This is a genomic window from Ensifer sp. SSB1 (assembly GCF_016652895.1).
Lineage (GTDB): Bacteria > Pseudomonadota > Alphaproteobacteria > Rhizobiales > Rhizobiaceae > Ensifer.
This window is the reverse complement of the sequence record NZ_JAEPRP010000005.1, coordinates 1-18,035: the sequence shown is the minus strand read 5'-3', so window position 1 is coordinate 18,035 and position 18,035 is coordinate 1. Positions and strand designations below refer to the sequence as shown.

The following is an 18,035-nucleotide window of genomic DNA, read 5'->3' as shown; positions in this document are numbered from 1 at the left end:
GGCATCGCCCGTCATGGCCGCCGGCAAATCGAATGGAGGCATGCCCCGGCGCGAAAAACCGCGCCGGGGCTTGTCATTATCAGAGCATGTTGCCGGCTTCGAAAGCCTTGCGGATTTCTTCGCGCTCAGCGTCCGGAGCAGCAACCAGGCCGTATTCGGCGAGCGGGCTGTCCGGGCCGATCATCTGGTCGTTGATGAAGAACTCAACATATTCCTTGAGGCCCGGGATAACGCCGAGATGTGCCTTCTTGACGTAGAAGAACAGCGGGCGGGAAACCGGATATTCACCGGAAGCGATCGTTTCGGTCGACGGCACGATGCCGTTGACGGTTGCAACCTTCAGCTTGTCGGCGTTGTTTTCATAGAAGGACAGGCCGAAGACGCCGATGCCGTTCTTGTTGGCGGCGATACGGGCGAGCGTTTCGGTGTAGTCGCCGTCGATGTCGACAGCCAGACCGTCCTTGCGAACTGCGACGCACTTGCTGTGCTGCTGCTTTTCATCGGCAACGGCAGCCTTGATGACGTCAACGGCGCCAGCTTCCTTGCAGCCTGCAGCCAGGATCTTCTCTTCGAAGACTTCGCGGGTGCCGTGCTTTTCGCCCGGAATGAAGGCCGCGATTTCTACGTCCGGAAGCGCGGAGTTGACTTCCGACCACTTCTTGTAGGGGTTGGCAACGATCTTGCCGTCGACGACGACTTCGGAAGCCAGGGCCTTGTAGAGATCGACAGGCTTCAGGGCGAGGTCGGCATTGGCGGCGTCGGTCGCGAAGACGATGCCGTCATAGCCGATCTTGACTTCCTGGATCTCGGTGACGCCAGCGGCCTTGCAGGCCTCGACTTCACTGTCCTTGATCTTGCGCGAGGAGTTGGCGATGTCGATGGTATCCGGGCCGACGCCCTTGCAGAATTCCTTCAGGCCGGCAGAGGAACCGCCAGATTCAACGACCGGGGTCTTGAAGTCGGGGAAGGTCTCGCCGAACGTCTCGGCGACGATCTTTGCGTAGGGAAGAACGGTCGAGGAGCCAGCTACCTGGACCTGATCGCGAGCGGCGGCTGCGCCGGCAAAAGCGACAGACGCGACCAGCGCCGCGACAGTGAATTTAAGAGCTTTCATAAAAGTTCTCCCAGAATGGGCTTGTGTTGGTGTGCGCCAAGCGTTGCAGCGCTCTTCGCCGTCTTATCGGCTGCCCCTAGTTAGCTGCCGATAGCCACACCTTTTATGTCAGTTTGACGAAACATTTATGACAACTCATGTCATTGAAAATGCTAAGGGAAAATGAACGGTCCCGGCTTTTCCCGCGCCAATATGTCAGAACCGGACCGTAAAGGTCGTACCTTTGCCGATCTCTGAATGGATCAGCAGCCGGGCACGGTGCCGGGTGAGGATGTGCTTGACGATGGCAAGGCCCAATCCGGTGCCCTTCTTCGAACGGCTGGCCTCGACGTTGACCCGATAAAACCGCTCGGTAATGCGCGGCACGTGCTCGGCTGGGATGCCCGGTCCGTAGTCCTTCACGATCACTTCGGCCTGGGAGCCCTCTTCACCGCCGCGCAAGATGATGTCGACCTTCTTGCCCTCCTGACCGTACTTGCATGCGTTCTCGATCAGGTTCTCGAATACCTCGGTGAGCTCGTCGCGATCGCCCTGCACGATGACGGGCTTGTCCGGCACCACCAGAGATACGGTGACGTCGAGGTCCTTCGCCAGCGGCAGAAGGCTGTCGCGCACATGACCAAGCAAGGGTGCGAGATCCACCGGATCTTCGGGCGCGATGTGCGAGCGCAATTCCAGCCGCGAGAGCGACAGGAGGTCATCAACAAGGCGGCTCATGCGGGTCGCCTGCTCGTGCATGATGCCGAAGAATTTCTCCTGCGCCTTCAGGTCGTTGCGCGCGGGACCCTGGAGGGTCTCGATAAAGCCGCGCAGCGATGCCAGCGGCGTGCGCAATTCGTGGCTGGCATTGGCGACGAAGTCGGAACGCATGCGGTCGATGCGGCGCGCCTGCGAGATGTCGCGAAAGGTGATGAGGAAAATGCGGCGCGTCCGTCCCTCCCCGCCGATCTCGGCCGGTGCGACGCGCACGACGTAGACGGCATCGGACGGCAGGCGCTCGGTGTGCTCGATCTGGTTGGCCTTGCCGGTCGCCATAGTCTCGCGAACCATGTCGAGAACCCCCGGCGAGCGCACCCGGGCGGCCAGGTATGTGTTCGGCGGAATGGTGCCGAAGGCCTTCTCCGCGGCGATGTTCTGGAAAACCACCGTCTCGTCGGCGGCGACCACCAGCACCGGCATATCGAGCGCATTCAGCGCCGGCATGAGCGGATCGCTGGTCGGGCCGTCGACGGCCACGGACTTCGCCGGGCTCAAGATCACGGAGGCCGGCGCGCTGCGGTTGAGCAGCGCAGCGACCAGAACGATCCAGAAGGGAAGCACGATGAGGAAGTGGATACCGGCAAAGGTCGCCAGGATCGCCAAAAGCACGGTGAGGCCCAGAAGCCAGCGCTCTGCTTTCAGCCGCGGCACCAGGTCCCGCCAGAACGCTTTCGAACCGTCCACCTCGACATCCTCGTGAATCACTTTGTCTTCCTCCCGAACCAAAATGATCGAGGAATAGCGATCCTTCATGACATGATTTTCACGACCGGCTTGAATCCGCAACGCAATTGTGGCCTCCTCCAAGGAAATCGAGCCCTGAGCACCGCGTCTTTTCAACGCTGCCTGGGCCTGCAGAAGTTTGAAAACGCGCATGATCCTGCCGATGATCGAAGCCGGTTTTCGGGCCCGTGCGCCAAGCCGAAAGGGCGAGTACATGGCGTTAGCGGAGAGGACGGAAAAGCCTGAAAGCCGCGCAGTGGAACTGCACATCGGCGGCAAGAGCCGCATTTTCGACATCGACAATCCCGAGTTGCCGAAGTGGATCGACGACGAAGCGTTTTCGTCCGATGACTTTCCCTACAAGAAGAAGCTCGACGACGACGAATATCTCGAGACACTGGAGAAGCTTCAGATCGAGCTCGTCAAGGTTCAGCTCTGGCAGCAGAAGACCGGAAAACGCATCATCGCGCTATTCGAGGGCCGCGACGCAGCCGGCAAAGGCGGTGCGATCCAAGCGACCATGGGCAACCTGAACCCCCGCTGGGCGCGCATCGTGGCACTGACGAAGCCGACAGAGACCGAGCGCGGGCAATGGTATTTTCAGCGTTATGTCGCGACCATGCCGACGGCTGGGGAATTCGTGCTTTACGACCGCTCCTGGTACAATCGCGCCGGCGTCGAGCCAATCATGGGCTTCTGCACGCCCGAGGAGCACAAGCAGTTCCTGAAGCAGGCGCCGCGCTTCGAGAAGATGATCGTGCACGAGGGCATTCAGTTCTTCAAATTCTGGATCAATATCGGCCGAGAGATGCAGCTCAAGCGCTTCCACGATCGCTGCCACGATCCGCTGAAGATCTGGAAGCTCTCGCCGATGGACATCGCCGCCCTCAACAAATGGGACGACTACACGGCCAAGCGCGACGAGATGCTGAAGGCAACGCACACGGACCATGCGCCCTGGACCGTCGTGCGCGGCAACGACAAGCGGCGCGCGCGCCTCAATCTCATCCGCCACATCCTCTCCACGCTCGATTATGACGGCAAGGACAAGGGCGCGATCGGTGAGATTGACGACAAGATCATCGGGTCCGGCCCTGGTTTCCTGAAATAACGCCAAGGCGATAGCGGCGGAGAGCGACGGCCCGGACGAGCCGCCGCTATGGCCGCCCGGCTGGCGCTCGGATGTTTAGGAACGCCGAGGCGGTCGAGCGGGGCCTTATTGGCCCGGAAGGACGCGGATGGCGTAGAGGTTGAGGCTCTTGCCCTCGCCGCTGATATCGCTGTTGATCACGATCCGGCCGGCGGAGTTCGGCGCGAGACTGCGATCGAAGCTGATCTTGAACAGCATGTCGAGCCGCTCGTCGTGGACGGTGAAGCGATGACGGCCGCATTCGCCGAGCGAAGAGAAATTGCACTCGACAGCAAACTCGGTCGTCTTGCCGGGCTGCGCCTGCACCGTCAGCGCCATGGTCGAGGTTTTGCCGGACAGCTGCGCCAGGACCGTCGCCGGGATCTCGATGGTGATGTCGCCTTCCGTTTCGGCGACCGAAGACGTCAGCTGGATGCGCTTGCCACCGTCGTCGTCCACGGGCTCGGCCTTGGCGCGCGCGCCGGCTGCGATGGCAGACGTGTTTGCGGGCGCGAAAACTTCCACCCAGTCACCGGTGAAGCCCTGCTGGGCGCCGAGCGTTTGCAGTCCGGCGGCACCGTCGAAATCTTCAGAAGCCACCGATGCCGGCGGGTTGGCGACATTGGTGTCGCGTTCGGCCGCGGATTTCAGGAGATCATTGGTCTGCACCCACCAGGCAGCGGCACCGGCCGCGGCGACCAGGGTGACGACGACCATGGTGAAAGACAGGAAACGGCTGCGCTTGCGGCGGCGCTTGCGATCCGTATCCCCGCGAACCTCGGGCGCGGCGGCAGCTGCCTCTGCGCCCCGTGCCGCCGTTTCCGCGGCCGCACGGGTCGAGACCACCGGACCGTCACGATCGGCACGAAGGCCACCGAGACCGCCATCATTGCCTGCGGAACGGGACGCATCGGCGGCGAAACCCGGCTCGCGGCGGTCTGCCGCCGGCGACTGCGGCTGGGCCTGAGGCCTGGACTGCGGTTGGGATTGCGGCTCGACACGCCCCTGCTCCGGGTCACGAGCGCGGGCGGCGGCGTCGACACTGGCGACAGGAGGCGTGACGGGGGGCGCGGGCTGTCGCGCCTTCAGGGCCGCTCGCTCCTCGGTTTCGATTGCATGGATTACCCCCTCCAGCCGATGGCGCTGCTGGGCGATGACGTTGACGTCTTCAATTCCCTGCTTCTGCAGCCCGGCTTCCAGTGCCTGGCGGGCCGACTGGTAGATGCGCGCCCGTGTTTCCGCACTGGCGCGGTCGGAGCGCTCAAGTGCATTTCTGATCGCAGTCTCAAGTCCGCTCACATCAAGTCCTCTGTGTAGGCAGGGCTTTGGGCCTGCCGGCGCGCTCTAGCCGCTACTCCCTCGATCTGTCTCCAAGGGCCTAACGGTTAAATCTGGAGGCACGCCGTTGGTTTTGTTAACAATTGCGTAACTGCTGCTTTCGGAATCTGCAAGTCCGGCGGTCCAGTCGACCGGCCAAGCCCGGGGAAAACGCGACAACTTCGCCGGCATCATGCAGGATAAGCCCGCGTCGCCGGCGCGAAAACCACCTCTTTGCAAGCGATGAACTTGCTGCTATCTATTTTGACGTTTACGCAAACGTCAAAATTTGATGCGCACGAGGGATGGAGAAACCGATGCCGCTTCCGCCAATTCTTTCCGGAACGACGAGACTGCCTGTCGTCGGCGCGCCTTTGTTCATCATCTCCAATCCGCAATTGACAATCGCCCAGTGCAAGGCCGGCGTGATCGGAGCCTTCCCGGCGCTGAACGCGCGCCCGCAATCGCAGCTCGACGAATGGCTCGCCGAGATCACCGAGACGCTCGCCGATCACGATGCCAGGAACCCCGGCCGGCGCGCCGCTCCCTTCGCGGTGAACCAGATCGTGCACAAGTCCAACGCGCGCCTCGAGCAGGACCTGATGCTCTGCATCAAATACAAGGTTCCGGTCGTCATTTCCTCGCTCGGCGCCGTGCCCGAGGTCAATGCCGCGATCCATTCCTATGGCGGTATCGTGCTGCATGACGTCATCAACAACCGCCACGCCAATTCGGCGATCCGCAAGGGCGCCGATGGCCTGATCGCGGTTGCCGCCGGCGCCGGCGGCCATGCCGGCACGCTCTCCCCCTTCGCCCTCATCCAGGAAATCCGTTCCTGGTTCGACGGGCCGCTGCTGCTTTCCGGCGCCATCGCCACCGGCGGCGCCATTTTGGCCGCCCAGGCTATGGGCGCCGACATGGCCTATATCGGCTCGCCGTTCATCGCGACCGAGGAGGCGCGCGCCAGTGACGCCTACAAGCAGATGATCGTCGACAGCAATGCCGGCGACATCGTCTACTCCAACTATTTCACCGGCATTCACGGCAACTACCTGAAGCCCTCGATCGCTGCGGCCGGCATGGATCCGGACAATCTGCCCGAGGCCGACCCGTCAAAGATGGACTTCGGCGCGGCAACCGAAGGCGCCAAAGCCTGGAAGGATATCTGGGGCTGCGGCCAGGGCATCGGCGCAGTCAAGGAAGTGACCTCCGTCGCCCGTCTGGTCGACCGGCTCGAGCGCGAATACGACGCGGCCCGCGCCCGCCTCGGCCTGAACGCCATGCCCATCGCGGCAACCAACAAGGAATTTTCAAGTTCTCGAAACTGATGGCTTGAAATCTTGGCGCTTTGCGTTTATCAGCGCCTCACATTCGTTCCGCGGACGTCCGCGGAACTGCCTCCGGGCCGCTTTAGCTCAGTCGGTAGAGCACATCATTCGTAATGATGGGGTCACGTGTTCGAGTCACGTAAGCGGCACCATTCTTCTCAAGCACTTAGCAGACAGATCAACCCGATTTTCCGACACAAGCCCGCATCGGGGTAACGTTCCGGGTAACAGAAACGAAAAAGCCCGCTCGATTGGATCCAGCGGGCCTAACGCGACGGGTTGCTAATTTTTTCAGACGGGGTCGCCGCAAATCAGCACGAAACTATGCTCGTGTTCGATGACCGAACGCCAGCTCCGGCCAGGATTGGCCCTGCGCATGGTGGCTGCAAGCTGCTCCGCGAGGTAGCTCGCGACCTCCTGCGCGTCGGCTGTTTCGATCCAACCTTTTAAATCGAATGCGACCTCTTTCGACTGCGCAGCCACCGGGGGCGCGACGAGAGCGGCCATCCCGCCAAGTACGTATCTCCTATTGACCAAAGTCATTGAACGCCCTCCTTTTGGCTCACACCCACGCTCCCGAACTGCTTCAAGGCACTTGCTTTCGCCTCAGCCAGCCGCCAATGCGCAATGACTTCCTCGCGGGTCTCATCTCGAAATTCAGCCGGCGCGTTGTCGTATGACCGGAGAATTTCCTCCAAAGTGGTTTCCTGAAGTCTCCGATAGCTGCCCCTGCCAGTGGGGACGACCGGGTTCTGCACCCGCCCGAGACCATCCAGAATAATCCCACACGAGTATTCCATCTTCTTCGATGGATAGATCACAGCATGGCAATCAAGTCCGTAGTCGTTGAGCGCATGAGATAGTTCGGCCGCGAGGCGGTTTATGCGCGCCAGCGGCAACTCGTCTTTAGGCAAGCCTTCGGCGGCTGCCTGAACTGTTGTGTTCGGCATAGCGAAATCCTTTCTTGCATTAACCTTATGTAAATTCTATAACCTTATTGAACGCATCAGGTCAACATAATTTATTCAAGGTTGGTGTATTTTGTTAATATCTCCCGCACAGTGCAGAGCGGCCCGGGCCCTGATCGGTTGGTCTCAAGGCCAATTGGCCGAAGCAGCGAAAGTAGCCCCAGCGACAATCGCGACCTGGGAAAGAGGAAAGAGGACACCCTACGATCGGACGCTTCTAGACATCCAGGCAGCGCTGCAGGCTGCGGGAGTAGTGTTCGTTGCAGATGGGGAGACATCCACTGGCGGCGAAGGCGTTCGCATCGTCAAGTAATTGCGAGGAGAGGAAAATATGTCCGACAGCCCTTTGATCAAATTCGTAAGGGCACTCGCACGCCACAAGGCTAGGCAAGATGCGGCGTCCGGGATCATCGACGAATCGATCGAGCGCTATGCCACTGATCCGTCGGAGCAAAATGCAAAGTCGGTCTTGGCTTCTATGGGGCAGGCTTTAGAGAGTTTGTTCCAGCGTGCACCAACACCCGCGGCGAGACTAGAATCACCCCTCGGCCCACCCACCTCAGCAGAGAATATGCCTACGAAGGAGCTCCCTCGCGTACTCACCCCATCAATGCTCGCTGAAGAGTGGGCGTGTTCTGAGCAGCATGTGCGCAACCTGATTAAAAATGGAAAGCTGCCCCATTTCAAACTCGGTGGTAAGCTGGTCCGTATCCGCCGCGAAGATGTTGAAGCATTCGAACGAAATGTTTCGACGGCCGCGGACCAAGAGGCCGGTGCAGAAAAAGGGAAAGTTCCAGAACGTCCGGTTGCCGTACCGAAGCGAGAGAGGGCCGCACGACTGGACAGGCCTGGCTTGGCTCCGGTGCGAGGTCCTCGAAAACGGTAGTTATCGAACCGATGAGGTTTCGGCGATGGACAGTAACGACATTGGCGACGATGAACTGATTTCGCTCTCTCGGGCGGCGAAGCTCTTCTTTCGTGGTGAACTCACCAAATCATCGCTGCGCACCGAAGCTCGCAAGCAACCTCGAAATCATCAGGATCGCTAACAAGGATTTCGTGACTCGCAATGGCATTCGGAGAATGATCGAAAAATGCCGGCTGCCCGCGCCCAACGTGGGTAAGATTGAAGCGCCAGCGCCGATGAAAGGTATGACTGCCCAAGAGGCTCTCCGCTTAAAGCTTACTGCCCAACTGAGAGGCACACCGGCAAAGCGGCCGTCTAAAACCTAGATTGCTTCACTGGGCCAATACGGACCCGAATAATGTCGAGCGATTTGAAAAGTGCGATAACACCCGCCGCCGCGATTGCGCAGCTTCAGGCTGCCGGGGTGCACGTGTCGGAGCGAACTCTGCGGGCAAAAGCGAGGGCACTGGGTGCTTGTCGGATTATAGGGAACGTCATGTTCCTGCTTCCCGAAGATATCGAGGCAATTTTGGAGGCCAGTCGCCCATGTCCCTCGTCATCTACCGCCGCGGCAACATCTGGCACTACCGGGGCACAATTGCCCACAGAAGGCTACGAGGCTCTACTCACACGGCTGACAAAGAAACAGCAGAGAGGGTCGTCGCTCAAAAGCAGGTGAGCGAGTGGAGACGCGAACTGTACGGGCCCGAGTCCGTCCTGACATTTCCGCAAGCGGTCTCGCTCTATCTAGATGCCCAGAAGTCCGACCGATTCCTCATTAAACTTGTGAACTACTGGAAGGATAGCCTGGTTCGTTCGATCAACTCAGGAAAAGTCAGGCAGGCTGCTGTCGCTCTCTATCCTGACGGCTCAGCTGCCACGAGAAACCGACATGTCATCGTTCCGACGCAGGCCGTGATCAATCATGCCGCTGACATGGATCTGTGCCGGCATCTCAAGGTGAAGCGCTTCCCGGCGGAGACGAAAGCCAAGGAACCGGCAACTTGGGAATGGGTGCAGAAGTTTATGGCGCACGCGAACCCGCATCTCGGGGCGCTGTGTTGCTTCATGTTTCTGACCGGAGCCCGGATATCGGAAGCCGTGAACGTTCGTTGGAGAGACTTGGACTTGTCTACGGGGAAGGCGCTTATCCGGCAGAGCAAGGTCAGATCAGAGCGCAAGGCTCACATGCCGGCGGTTCTCGTCGAGGCGGTAGCCAACATCCGGAGCAACAGAGAACCGAGTTCTAAGGTGTTCAAGTATTCATCGCTGAACAGCGCCAGGTCGCCATGGCGCGGAGCCGTCCAGCGCGCCGGAATCAAGCCCCTGACCTATCACGCCTGTCGGCATGGGTTCGCTACGTCGATGCTTCACAAAGGGGTAGATCCGATCACCGTTGCCAAGCTTGGAGGCTGGAAATCTGCCCAGCATGTCTTTGCCACCTATGGGCACGCCATGACAGACGAAACTCTGGCGGATCGGATTGTCGAAACCGCCGATCCCTCTCAAGTCTGATGGTTGACGCCGGCCGATGGCCCGATACGGTTCGTCGCCGAGGAGGACGCTACAATGCTTGAATGGCAGAACATGTCCGAAGAGGAGGCCATCGAGGCCGCAATCAACGAGCACGGAAAGGATGCGACCACTTCCGTCGCCTACTGCGCGCTTGAAGCGAACACAGGTATGGAGAGCCCGGAGTACACATTCTGGTTCGACCTCTTCTTGAAGCTCAAAAAGAGAGAGCACGTGGGATGGGCGTGATCAGATGTCGCTGACCACAGCTTTCATCTCCGAACTCGTCTGGGCCGCAAACCAGGTTGATCACCTGACCGCCTTCGAAAAGCGCCGGCTGCTTGAGCGTGCCGTTGCCACCATCCGTGAGATGCGCGAGCAAGTCGGAATGGCCGCGAGCAAGACCGAACCCGATCCTGTGATCGATCTTCAGACGACCGCGGCGGGGATCGAAATGCTGACTGGCGACGATGTCCGAGCGGCGCTCCTTGATGCGGCGAACATGATCCGTACGTTACGAATTATCCTGGACGACTGAAGCTCAGAGATTAGGTTCCTACCACACAAACCTTCGTCTTCCCATTCAACGGAAGCACGCCCTTGAAGGATGGGTGCCGCAGTTTCCCGTCTTGCGTCCACGCTCGGTATTCCACTGCGGCGACCAGCAGAGGCTTCGAATAGAAGGCACCTTTTCGCTTCAGGTCGACCGCCGGTCGGTCTGCCGGTATGGCGTCAAGCAGCTGGCGTAGCGTCACCGATTCCTGATAGCTCCATCCCGTACCGCATCCGCCGACGTAGACGAGGCCGTCGCCCTTCTTGGCCGCCAGCAGCAGGCGGCCGATTGCGCCTGGCATGGTCGACGGCTCATAGCCGACGATCACAAAGGTATCCCGCCGGGCGCATTTGATCTTGAGCCATTCCGGTCGACGGCCAGAGTGATAGGGCTTATCTCGCCGCTTCGCGATGATGCCTTCTAGTCCAAGTTCGCAGGCGGCACGGAAGAATTCCGCCCCATCCGCATCGACCTCTTCGGAAAGAAGGATCGCGCCGTCGCGGCCGGCTAGAAGCTGCTTGAGAAACTGCCGGCGCTCGGCCTGCGGCTGTCGGCGCAGGTCGCGACCGTCGAGGTAAAGAAGATCGAAAGCCATAAGGAGGATTTCGCCGGGGCCATGTAAGCCCGGCCGGCGCCCGAGGGCGCGCTGCAGCAAGCCGAAGTCCGATCGGCCCTTATCGTCGAGCACGACAGCCTCGCCGTCGAGGATCGCGGTATTGACGCCGAGCTGCGGCGCCTCTGCTGCAATGGAGGGGAACCGATTGGTCCAGTCGTGACCATTGCGCGTCAGGATCCGCACCCGGCCGAGCTCAATATGCAATTCAGCCCTATAGCCGCCCCACTTCACTTCGTATGACCAAGCCGGCCCAGGTGGTGGCTTGTCGACAAGGGTCGCAACGCAAGGACCGACCCAGCTCGGCATCGGATCTGCCGGCGGCGCGGGAGGCTGTAATTTCTTCGCTGTTTTAGCCATGGCGCATTAACGCACGAAACAGCGAAATGTCTCAACCGCTCTTCATACGCGCGACGCACCAATCCCAGTACGTCTCCACCATCTCAGTCGCCTCGCGCGCGGTATCGCAATAGCCCTGGTTCGGTCCCGGCGGAAAGCCTTTGAAGGCCCGAGGGACCGACCCGGCCCAATGCCAGCGGCCAGCCGTAGGGCCGGTCATCTCTTTCCGGATCCGGCCTATGTAGCCGACGTCGTCGAAGCCGAGCCAATCGAAGTCGGTCGGTGCGTCGTTGGCATCCAATTCGGTGCGGCGCCATTGGTAGCGGGGCTGGTAGGGGTCTGTCATGGGTCATACCGCTCCCGCCCGGCCGCTTTGCAGATCTTTCGCCAAACTCTTCCGCCAAGTAGGGGTATCCGGAGCAGTTCGGCCGATGGCACATTCTTCAAATCTTCAGCCGTCTCATATCCGAAGATTTTGAGCTCCTGAAGGAGCCATGGGTGCAAGTTCAAGTCTTCGAGCTTCGTCATGCCCGCATAAGAACAGACCCTGTCGCAGGGCGCAATTGTCGGATTCGACATGGTGCGACCCGCACTCGAAGACCGTTTTCCTTGGCCCCAAGGTGCCGGCGAGCCTGGCCCCGGACCTAAGTCCGGCATCCTCGGGCAAAGGTCTTAGCCGCGTTGCTGGATCCGAATTCACCCGCCATGGTAGTTGCGCACCAATGAACACCGGACAGCCCTCCGTCATTGGCGCCAAGTGACCCCAGAGCGCGACCCCAGCCCCAAGCGACCCAGCGCTCTGGGGCCTGCCCTCAAGGGCGAGGTTCCACAAACAGCCGAGCGCGCGGCAGTTCATCTGAGGTTCAGGCTTGAGGGACCAAGCTGAGAACGAGAGAGGATGCGTCAAATGAATAAACTATTCCCCACCCTCGGAGCCGTAGTCCTAGCGGCATCCTTCGCACTACCGCTAAACGCCGCTCCGATCTTCGTGCCGAAACCCGAACAAGTGCAGGCCGGCGATGTCGAGCAGGTAAAAAACCGGAAACATCGTCATGAGCACGCGGATCGCCACTGGAAACGGCGATACGCCCACCGTCCCTGCGATTACTACGGCCGGTGCTACCCCCGCTATTCCCGGTATTACGGCTATCGTGATCATTACCGATACGGCTATCGAGACTATTACCGCTACGAACGGCGGCAAGGCGTGACAGTATACTTCGGTTACTAGCCGGCAGCACCCTGTTTGAGCAGCGCACTTTCCTTGGCTCCGCGAGACAGCGGGGCCATTTCTTTATCCGGCCCTGTCCCGAAATCTATCTAGGTGTCTCCGACAGTAGCGGCTTCTCGGCGTGGTGCTTCCGAAAGCACGCGGCACTAGTTCGTCGCATTCGAAAATGGCAGCAACGCTAATTTAGCATTTCAGACTCGACTCTTCATTAAGTTGTGCCATGATCCCCGAGGGAATTGGGGGTAATACAATTGAAATCTGTTATATTTTCGCGGCTTAGGCTGGCCGTGGCGATGGCGTTTGCCTTATCGAGCTGCACGACGACGCAGGCAGAATTTCGCAAAGATCCCGCTCGGGTGACGAAGTCCGCGCTCTGTCGGACCTTCATAACCAACACCGACCTGGCCTTCACACAGGAACTGACTGGCGAGCTGGCGCGTCGCCGCATCGACCCCATCGAATGCATGAATATGGTGCAGCAGGAGAATCAAGCTGCAGCCGCCGTTGTCGCTGTTGCATTGGTCGGAACCGCCATTGCCGTCTGCGCGAACAACAACTGCGGTAGCGGCTACTATCCTACCTACCCCGGGAATTGCCAATACGAGTGGCAAACGGATGCCCGAGGCAACCGTTGTGGTAGACGCAGCGCATCATCAAAGCCTGGGGGGTGGTAATGCGATTTGGGAAGTTTCCGATCCTCGCGCGGTATGCATTGGCCACAGCGCTGGCTCTCATTTCTACCACTTTCGCCTCCGCACACGGCGGGGGATGTCGAAAAAGCTCACCGCCTGGACAGTGCTGCCACATGGACAAAAAAGCTGGCTCTGTCCACTGCCACTGAGATCAAGACCCAAGAGAGGACTAAATGAACCGTATGATTTTGTTCGCCGTGACCGTCGTGCTTTCCGGTCCGGCTTACGGCTGGGACGGAACCGACACAGAAACGGGCGCGTCGATCGAGATCGGAAAGGGCAATTTAGTTCGGGAAGGACGGGATATTGAGATCTACGACTCCGAGACCGGCGACTATCGCGATGTGACGATCGAGAACATTGATCGGTACGGGTCAGACGTGGAGATCGAAGTTTACGACAGCGAAAGCGGGGAGTACCGCACTTTCGAGATGGAGGACAACTGATTGTCTGGCATCTGCAAAACAAAAGAATGCCTGATTGGGAGGCTCCTGTTGACTACGATGTTGCTGACTGTTTCGGTCCTTACGACCGGTTGCGACAATTGGCCGTGCAAAAAAGGTAAGCCGTGCGGCCACGCCTGCATTTCAAAGCAAGACACTTGCCACAAAGGTTGATCTGAACCTCTGGTCTCAGTGCCTCGTGGCCTCCGGCTTAACCTCTATGTATCGGCCGATCGATGATCTCGACGGATAGGCCGAAACCGAAGGAGCATTCTTCAATAATGTGCTATAATCGCAGCTAACCCCTCAGAGGGTAATTGACTGTTAATGGGTACGGCACTATCTCTCGACTCAAGTTGGATTTTCCGACAACGAGATAAACGGTGAGACAGCCCATCCGATAAGTGCTGCTATAGCGGTGCTTGGATGGGCTGGATCCGTTTAAGGGGGGCCATGTATCTCGCGCGGTATGCCATCTTGCTGGATGGCGGGTTCGTTACCCGGAAGCTCAAAGAGTCGCTGGGAAAACCAGCTACCGCTGATGACATTATGGCATTATGCGACGAAATTCGCGCGAATCCCAATCTCAAAAACTATGAGCTCTTGCGCATATACTACTATGACGCTCCACCGTCAGGCGAAACAATAAAACAGCCGGTCAGCGGTGAAGAGTTTCAGCTCGCGTCAACCGAGCGCTACCGCCACGCACAAAGCCTGTACGACCAGCTCGAACTGAAGGACGGGGTTGCGATTAGGATGGGGGAGACTCGTCTGACACCCCACCAGTGGAAAATGAAGCCGCGCTCGGCGCGACAATTGATCAAAGAACCGCGGCAAATCGAAGACCGAGATTTCGACCTTGATATCGGCCAGAAGGGCGTCGACATCCGGATTGGACTGGATATGGCTAGGCTCGCACTACGGGATACAGTCCGTGCTGTAGCAGTAGTCACAGGCGATAGTGATTTTGTGCCTGCGTTCAAATTTGTCCGCCGTGAGGGCGTTAAAGTCATGCTGTGCACGCTTGGGCATAAAGGCGCTCGCCGCGAACTCAAGGCGCACGCTGATTTCGTCCTCTCCTAGGAATGTTCGCATTGGAAGCGAGTGGTGCTTTCGCGCAAGGCATCATCTCTGAAGTTGTCCGCCTTCCCTCTGGCTCGCCTCAATCCGCTGTAGGATCTCACGAGTAACACGCATATCAGCTGCCAGGCTGTTTAGCGTGTTCTCCACCGCGCGCATCGAGGTCGCGGCCTCGGCGGCCTGCTTCTCGACGGCGACCAGGCGCAGCTCGTGATTGTCGATCTGCCGAATGGTGGTTTCGATCTTCGTCACCCGATCCTCAAGCTTCCCGAGGCTGGCCGCGTGGGCATCCTGGTTCGCCGTCATGCGCTCCCATGTCATGCCCCAGGCAACCAGACCGGTGCCAAAGCCGACGAGGAGCGCGATGGTGTTTAAGTTCCACTCCCATTTCCAGACTGGTGCTCGAACGCTGGCCATCTCATCATTCCCGTTGCTCACTCTCTGCCCCTCGTTGCCTGCAATGCAATCGTGCTGAAATGGGAGCCGGCCCCCGAGGATGAGAGCCGGCCCGATGATGCTTACTGCTGGTTCTTCGGCGCCAGATAGGTCAGGACCGCCGGCAGACCGATGGTGAGCGCATAGAGCGCGAGATAGCCGTACCAGGGCGTGCCCTCCGGCATGAACGGGACGCCGGCGCTGCCAGCAAGTGCGCCACCGACGCCGGCGCCAAGAGCTTTCGATATGCTACCCATTACTGTGCTTCCTTCAGTGCGAGAGAGATAGTCGCGTAGGCCGTTGCCGCGACGACGAGAGCATTGGCCGCGGTGACGCTGCCAGGATCTGCGCAGATGACGCGCACGCCGTTGTAGGCTGCGGCTTCCTTGGCGATGGTCGAAGCCTTGATGTTGCCTGAGGCCGAGGCCGCGATGAACGCGGCGTGCGCCGTTTCGAGCAGAGCGCAGGTCTTCGGGAGACTGGTCTTGATCGCGGTGTCGATCGAGCCGGTGGTGGTGCAAGCGGACAGCACAATGGCCGCCGCCGATACGATGATCAGCGAACGCATGTGATTTCCTTCGATGTTGGGAGGTTGGTTAGAGGCGTGCTTTGACTTCGGCGCGCATCTTGTCGCCGCATGCTTTGGCGCCGATGACATCCGGCGCGAACGGAAGCCGGGTGAAATCCCACTTGCCGGCCTGTTTGATGCCCAGGTTCGGCTGAACCTCGGCGTGGGAAAGGATTGTCTTCGAGGTGACCGGGATTTTGTAGAACTCGGCCAGGTGCGCGATGACGTCCATGGCGCGGTGCCACTGGGTTTCCGTCATCGGGAACTTGCCGGCATGAAAAGGGCTTTCGATCGCCCCAGCCATGCAGGCGAGCGACACGCCGATCGAGCCGGTGTTGCAGCTGCGGGTATGAGCCGCATAGTCATCATCGGCCGTGTTCACGTTGTCGGATACTGTGTGGTCGCCGCGGACGACGTTGCCCGATCCCTCGACGATGAAGTGATAGTGCTCCTTGTCGAGCTCCGAAGCTCGATAGGCGCCGGCACTCCAATGCGCGATGATACGCGACATTTTCACCGGCTGGAGCCATTCCAGCGGTAGGCGGTAGTTCATAGCAATGTCCCTATTGGTTAGGTGGCACGGATCGAAAGGCGCCGGATGAACTCCGGGCCATGACACTTTTGTTTGCTGAAGGATGAAGCGTTACGGATGCCGGCGAAGAAAAAGAGCCCCTGCCGTTTATAGACAGGGGCTCCTTCATCCTGTGGCGAGCCTCCTGGCGACGGCCGCAGCTTAGGAGACCCTTTTTTAGGATACGCTTGGAGCAATTCGAAACAAGCGACCGAATGGGCGAGGCCCTAAGGGATTAGTCGGCAAACCCGAAAATGAGTTCGAGGGCGACGGGTAGAATTCCCGCGCGATGTGCAAAGCCACCATCTTCAGCGGTGGCTCTCGTTCACTTTGCCCTTCGAGGCATCGCGAACCTGAGCACAAAGAGAGCCCCTGCCGTCCACGGGCAGAGGCTCAATCGTGTCATGCCTGGCCGTCCCGGCAACATCCGCAGGGCTACTCCGCGGTGGGCGGCCCGACTTGGTAGATGTCCTCTTCTTAGCTCCGGTCAATTACCCTTGGGGGCTATGCGCGGGTTACGCCCATCGCCGTACATTTGGTCGTCAATCGAAAAAGGCCCCGGACTCTCCTCGTAGGAATCCAGGGCCTTCCCGTCTGAGCGTTCGAATTCACAGACGCGCCATCTATGGCTGTATTGCCAGTGGTTTCAAGCCTGCCAGCGTTAGAGATTGGCCGCCGCGAGCCACATTCCATCAATCTGCTGCTCAGTGAGCCCCAGAGCGGCGCCAACAGTCGCGATCAGCGGGTGTGTGCGATTGAAGGTGGTCGCGTATTCCCATTCGATCTGGGCCTTGTCCTTGTCGGGACCGGCCGGCATGCCGCCGATGGTGGCTGTGACGGTGGATGGGGGAATGCCTGCGTTGAGCAGCCCCAGGCGGAACTGTCTCGCGGTAAGAGGATGCATCGAGGCGCGCAGCTCCTCCGCAGTCGGCGTCTCGTATGGTGCGATAGGTCCATATGCGCCAGACGTCGCGTTATCCCAGAATTCGGTCTCGTGCACGTATTCCCTGGCAACATGGACGCTCACTCCGAACGGGTGCGGCACATCAAACTCGGCGAATTTGACCTCCGCGGTCAGCGTCTCATGCGCCGCGTCGGTCCAGCGAAGATTGGAGACGGATTCTATCGTCAGATTGGTCATCAGGAAATCCTCAGCGCTAGGGAAGCGTTGGTGTTGGAGATGACGCCCATGGCGCGCCATGTCCCGGTATCGATGCCGAGCACCGCACTATTCGCCGTGTTCGACCAATAGAGATCCGTACCGGCGACGGTTGAGCCTGGGTTGACCGATCCGGCTGTCTTCTTCAGCGCGAATGCATAGGTGCCTATCGTGCCTTGCACGTTGCCAGCGTAGAGGCTGCCTATCTGCGCCGCGGTGGGTTGGTCCCCATCACGCCAGACGGTCGAGTCGACGGAAAGCGTGAGGTCTGCCGACAGCCCACCGCCGCCGGTCAGCCCGGTACCGGTCGCGACCGATCGTGAAGTTTGGACCAAGCCAGAGAGAGCGACGCCGCCAACAGTGCTAGCGTTCGCAGAATTACCCGTGATGTTGATAGGCCAGGTGCTGGCATAGTTCGTGCTGTCTACCTGCAGGCCAAGAGCACCACTCAGCCAGCCGATGTAGATCTTGTTGGTGCCTTGCCCGGTGCCACCGCCCTGCTGAACTGGCGTGTAGCCAAGGCGGCCGACGATGTTGGTGTAGTAGGAGCCCTCTTGGCCGTCCAAGAGATCCGCATCGAGACCCGAGCCAGCC

General features: G+C 59.6%; 23 protein-coding genes, 1 tRNA gene and 1 pseudogene. 12 read left to right on the top strand and 13 right to left on the bottom strand.

The window, feature by feature from the left end; translation table 11 throughout:
• Positions 1 to 79: 79 nt before the first annotated feature.
• Positions 80 to 1,114: a substrate-binding domain-containing protein gene (locus I8N66_RS01985; protein WP_113536540.1), complete on the bottom strand. Its 1,035-nt coding sequence runs from the start codon at positions 1,112 to 1,114 to the stop codon at positions 80 to 82.
• Between the two features lie 195 nt (positions 1,115 to 1,309).
• The gene (gene phoR, locus I8N66_RS01980) at positions 1,310 to 2,578 is read right to left on the bottom strand and encodes a phosphate regulon sensor histidine kinase PhoR (protein ID WP_223726338.1); all 1,269 of its coding nucleotides are present in this window, start codon (positions 2,576 to 2,578) and stop codon (positions 1,310 to 1,312) included.
• A gap of 232 nt (positions 2,579 to 2,810) precedes the next feature.
• Here phoR and ppk2 point away from each other — a divergent pair, with 232 nt between their 5' ends.
• Positions 2,811 to 3,707, top strand: a complete 897-nt coding sequence (gene ppk2 / locus I8N66_RS01975) for a polyphosphate kinase 2 (protein WP_113536764.1) — start codon at positions 2,811 to 2,813, stop codon at positions 3,705 to 3,707.
• 105 nt (positions 3,708 to 3,812) lie between these two features.
• Here ppk2 and I8N66_RS01970 read toward each other — a convergent pair whose 3' ends face one another.
• Positions 3,813 to 5,024, bottom strand: a complete 1,212-nt coding sequence (locus I8N66_RS01970; protein ID WP_291149072.1) for a biotin transporter BioY — start codon at positions 5,022 to 5,024, stop codon at positions 3,813 to 3,815.
• A 335-nt stretch (positions 5,025 to 5,359) separates the two neighbouring features.
• On the opposite strand from I8N66_RS01970, the gene I8N66_RS01965 reads away from it, so the two are divergent.
• A complete protein-coding gene (locus I8N66_RS01965; RefSeq protein ID WP_291149069.1) occupies positions 5,360 to 6,370 on the top strand; it encodes a nitronate monooxygenase family protein in 1,011 nt (336 codons plus the stop codon).
• 76 nt (positions 6,371 to 6,446) lie between these two features.
• Positions 6,447 to 6,522 (top strand) — tRNA-Thr (locus tag I8N66_RS01960).
• A gap of 139 nt (positions 6,523 to 6,661) precedes the next feature.
• Here the strand turns inward: I8N66_RS01960 and I8N66_RS01955 are convergent.
• Positions 6,662 to 6,913 carry a hypothetical protein gene (locus I8N66_RS01955; RefSeq protein WP_291149065.1) on the bottom strand — a complete coding sequence of 84 codons (252 nt, stop codon included), beginning with the start codon at positions 6,911 to 6,913 and terminating at the stop codon, positions 6,662 to 6,664.
• Positions 6,910 to 7,320, bottom strand: coding sequence for a hypothetical protein (locus I8N66_RS01950; protein ID WP_291149062.1), 411 nt, complete (start codon positions 7,318 to 7,320; stop codon positions 6,910 to 6,912). The genes I8N66_RS01955 and I8N66_RS01950 overlap by 4 nt, the downstream gene beginning before the upstream one ends.
• 91 nt (positions 7,321 to 7,411) lie before the next feature.
• On the opposite strand from I8N66_RS01950, the gene I8N66_RS01945 reads away from it, so the two are divergent.
• The 6 genes from I8N66_RS01945 (at position 7,412) to I8N66_RS01920 (ending at position 10,295) form a co-directional block, all read left to right on the top strand.
• Positions 7,412 to 7,651 (top strand): helix-turn-helix transcriptional regulator, encoded by a 240-nt coding sequence (locus I8N66_RS01945; protein ID WP_291149059.1) that lies wholly within the window; start codon positions 7,412 to 7,414, stop codon positions 7,649 to 7,651.
• 18 nt (positions 7,652 to 7,669) lie between these two features.
• On the top strand, positions 7,670 to 8,224 hold the full coding sequence (locus I8N66_RS01940; RefSeq protein WP_291149056.1) for a helix-turn-helix domain-containing protein: 555 nt from the start codon (positions 7,670 to 7,672) through the stop codon (positions 8,222 to 8,224).
• A gap of 25 nt (positions 8,225 to 8,249) precedes the next feature.
• Positions 8,250 to 8,387, top strand: a complete 138-nt coding sequence (locus tag I8N66_RS01935; RefSeq protein WP_291149054.1) for a hypothetical protein — start codon at positions 8,250 to 8,252, stop codon at positions 8,385 to 8,387.
• A 404-nt stretch (positions 8,388 to 8,791) separates the two neighbouring features.
• Complete coding sequence (locus I8N66_RS01930; protein WP_291149051.1) at positions 8,792 to 9,760, top strand: site-specific integrase; 969 nt, start codon at positions 8,792 to 8,794, stop codon at positions 9,758 to 9,760.
• A 54-nt stretch (positions 9,761 to 9,814) separates the two neighbouring features.
• Positions 9,815 to 10,006 (top strand): hypothetical protein, encoded by a 192-nt coding sequence (locus I8N66_RS01925; protein WP_058325628.1) that lies wholly within the window; start codon positions 9,815 to 9,817, stop codon positions 10,004 to 10,006.
• Positions 10,007 to 10,010: 4 nt separating this feature from the next.
• Complete coding sequence (locus tag I8N66_RS01920) at positions 10,011 to 10,295, top strand: hypothetical protein (protein WP_058325629.1); 285 nt, start codon at positions 10,011 to 10,013, stop codon at positions 10,293 to 10,295.
• 10 nt (positions 10,296 to 10,305) lie between these two features.
• Here I8N66_RS01920 and ligD read toward each other — a convergent pair whose 3' ends face one another.
• Together ligD and I8N66_RS01910 are read right to left on the bottom strand one after the other, a co-directional pair.
• Positions 10,306 to 11,232 (bottom strand): non-homologous end-joining DNA ligase, encoded by a 927-nt coding sequence (ligD, locus tag I8N66_RS01915; protein ID WP_365886657.1) that lies wholly within the window; start codon positions 11,230 to 11,232, stop codon positions 10,306 to 10,308.
• 82 nt (positions 11,233 to 11,314) lie between these two features.
• Positions 11,315 to 11,608, bottom strand: coding sequence for a hypothetical protein (locus tag I8N66_RS01910; RefSeq protein ID WP_291149041.1), 294 nt, complete (start codon positions 11,606 to 11,608; stop codon positions 11,315 to 11,317).
• A gap of 561 nt (positions 11,609 to 12,169) precedes the next feature.
• Between I8N66_RS01910 and I8N66_RS01900 the strand changes: the two genes are divergently transcribed.
• From I8N66_RS01900 to I8N66_RS01890, 3 genes are all read left to right on the top strand, one after another.
• Positions 12,170 to 12,493: a hypothetical protein gene (locus I8N66_RS01900; RefSeq protein WP_291149038.1), complete on the top strand. Its 324-nt coding sequence runs from the start codon at positions 12,170 to 12,172 to the stop codon at positions 12,491 to 12,493.
• 865 nt (positions 12,494 to 13,358) lie between these two features.
• Positions 13,359 to 13,631 (top strand): DUF5334 family protein, encoded by a 273-nt coding sequence (locus I8N66_RS01895; protein ID WP_291149035.1) that lies wholly within the window; start codon positions 13,359 to 13,361, stop codon positions 13,629 to 13,631.
• A 450-nt stretch (positions 13,632 to 14,081) separates the two neighbouring features.
• Entirely contained in the window at positions 14,082 to 14,711 is a 630-nt protein-coding gene (locus tag I8N66_RS01890; RefSeq protein WP_291149032.1) for an NYN domain-containing protein, read from the top strand.
• Between the two features lie 42 nt (positions 14,712 to 14,753).
• On the opposite strand, the gene I8N66_RS01885 is transcribed toward I8N66_RS01890, so the two are convergent.
• The 6 genes and pseudogenes from I8N66_RS01885 to I8N66_RS01860 form a co-directional block, all read right to left on the bottom strand.
• Positions 14,754 to 15,125, bottom strand: a complete 372-nt coding sequence (locus I8N66_RS01885; protein WP_291149030.1) for a hypothetical protein — start codon at positions 15,123 to 15,125, stop codon at positions 14,754 to 14,756.
• 101 nt (positions 15,126 to 15,226) lie between these two features.
• The gene (locus tag I8N66_RS01880; RefSeq protein ID WP_192372506.1) at positions 15,227 to 15,400 is read right to left on the bottom strand and encodes a hypothetical protein; all 174 of its coding nucleotides are present in this window, start codon (positions 15,398 to 15,400) and stop codon (positions 15,227 to 15,229) included.
• Entirely contained in the window at positions 15,400 to 15,711 is a 312-nt protein-coding gene (locus tag I8N66_RS01875) for a cell wall anchor protein (RefSeq protein WP_291149023.1), read from the bottom strand. The genes I8N66_RS01880 and I8N66_RS01875 overlap by 1 nt, the downstream gene beginning before the upstream one ends.
• A 28-nt stretch (positions 15,712 to 15,739) precedes the next feature.
• Positions 15,740 to 16,264: an N-acetylmuramoyl-L-alanine amidase gene (locus I8N66_RS01870; protein ID WP_291149019.1), complete on the bottom strand. Its 525-nt coding sequence runs from the start codon at positions 16,262 to 16,264 to the stop codon at positions 15,740 to 15,742.
• A gap of 679 nt (positions 16,265 to 16,943) precedes the next feature.
• The gene (locus I8N66_RS01865; RefSeq protein WP_291149016.1) at positions 16,944 to 17,423 is read right to left on the bottom strand and encodes a hypothetical protein; all 480 of its coding nucleotides are present in this window, start codon (positions 17,421 to 17,423) and stop codon (positions 16,944 to 16,946) included.
• Positions 17,423 to 18,035, bottom strand: a pseudogene (locus I8N66_RS01860) (hypothetical protein); the annotation flags it as partial. The pseudogene I8N66_RS01860 and the gene I8N66_RS01865, both read right to left, overlap by 1 nt.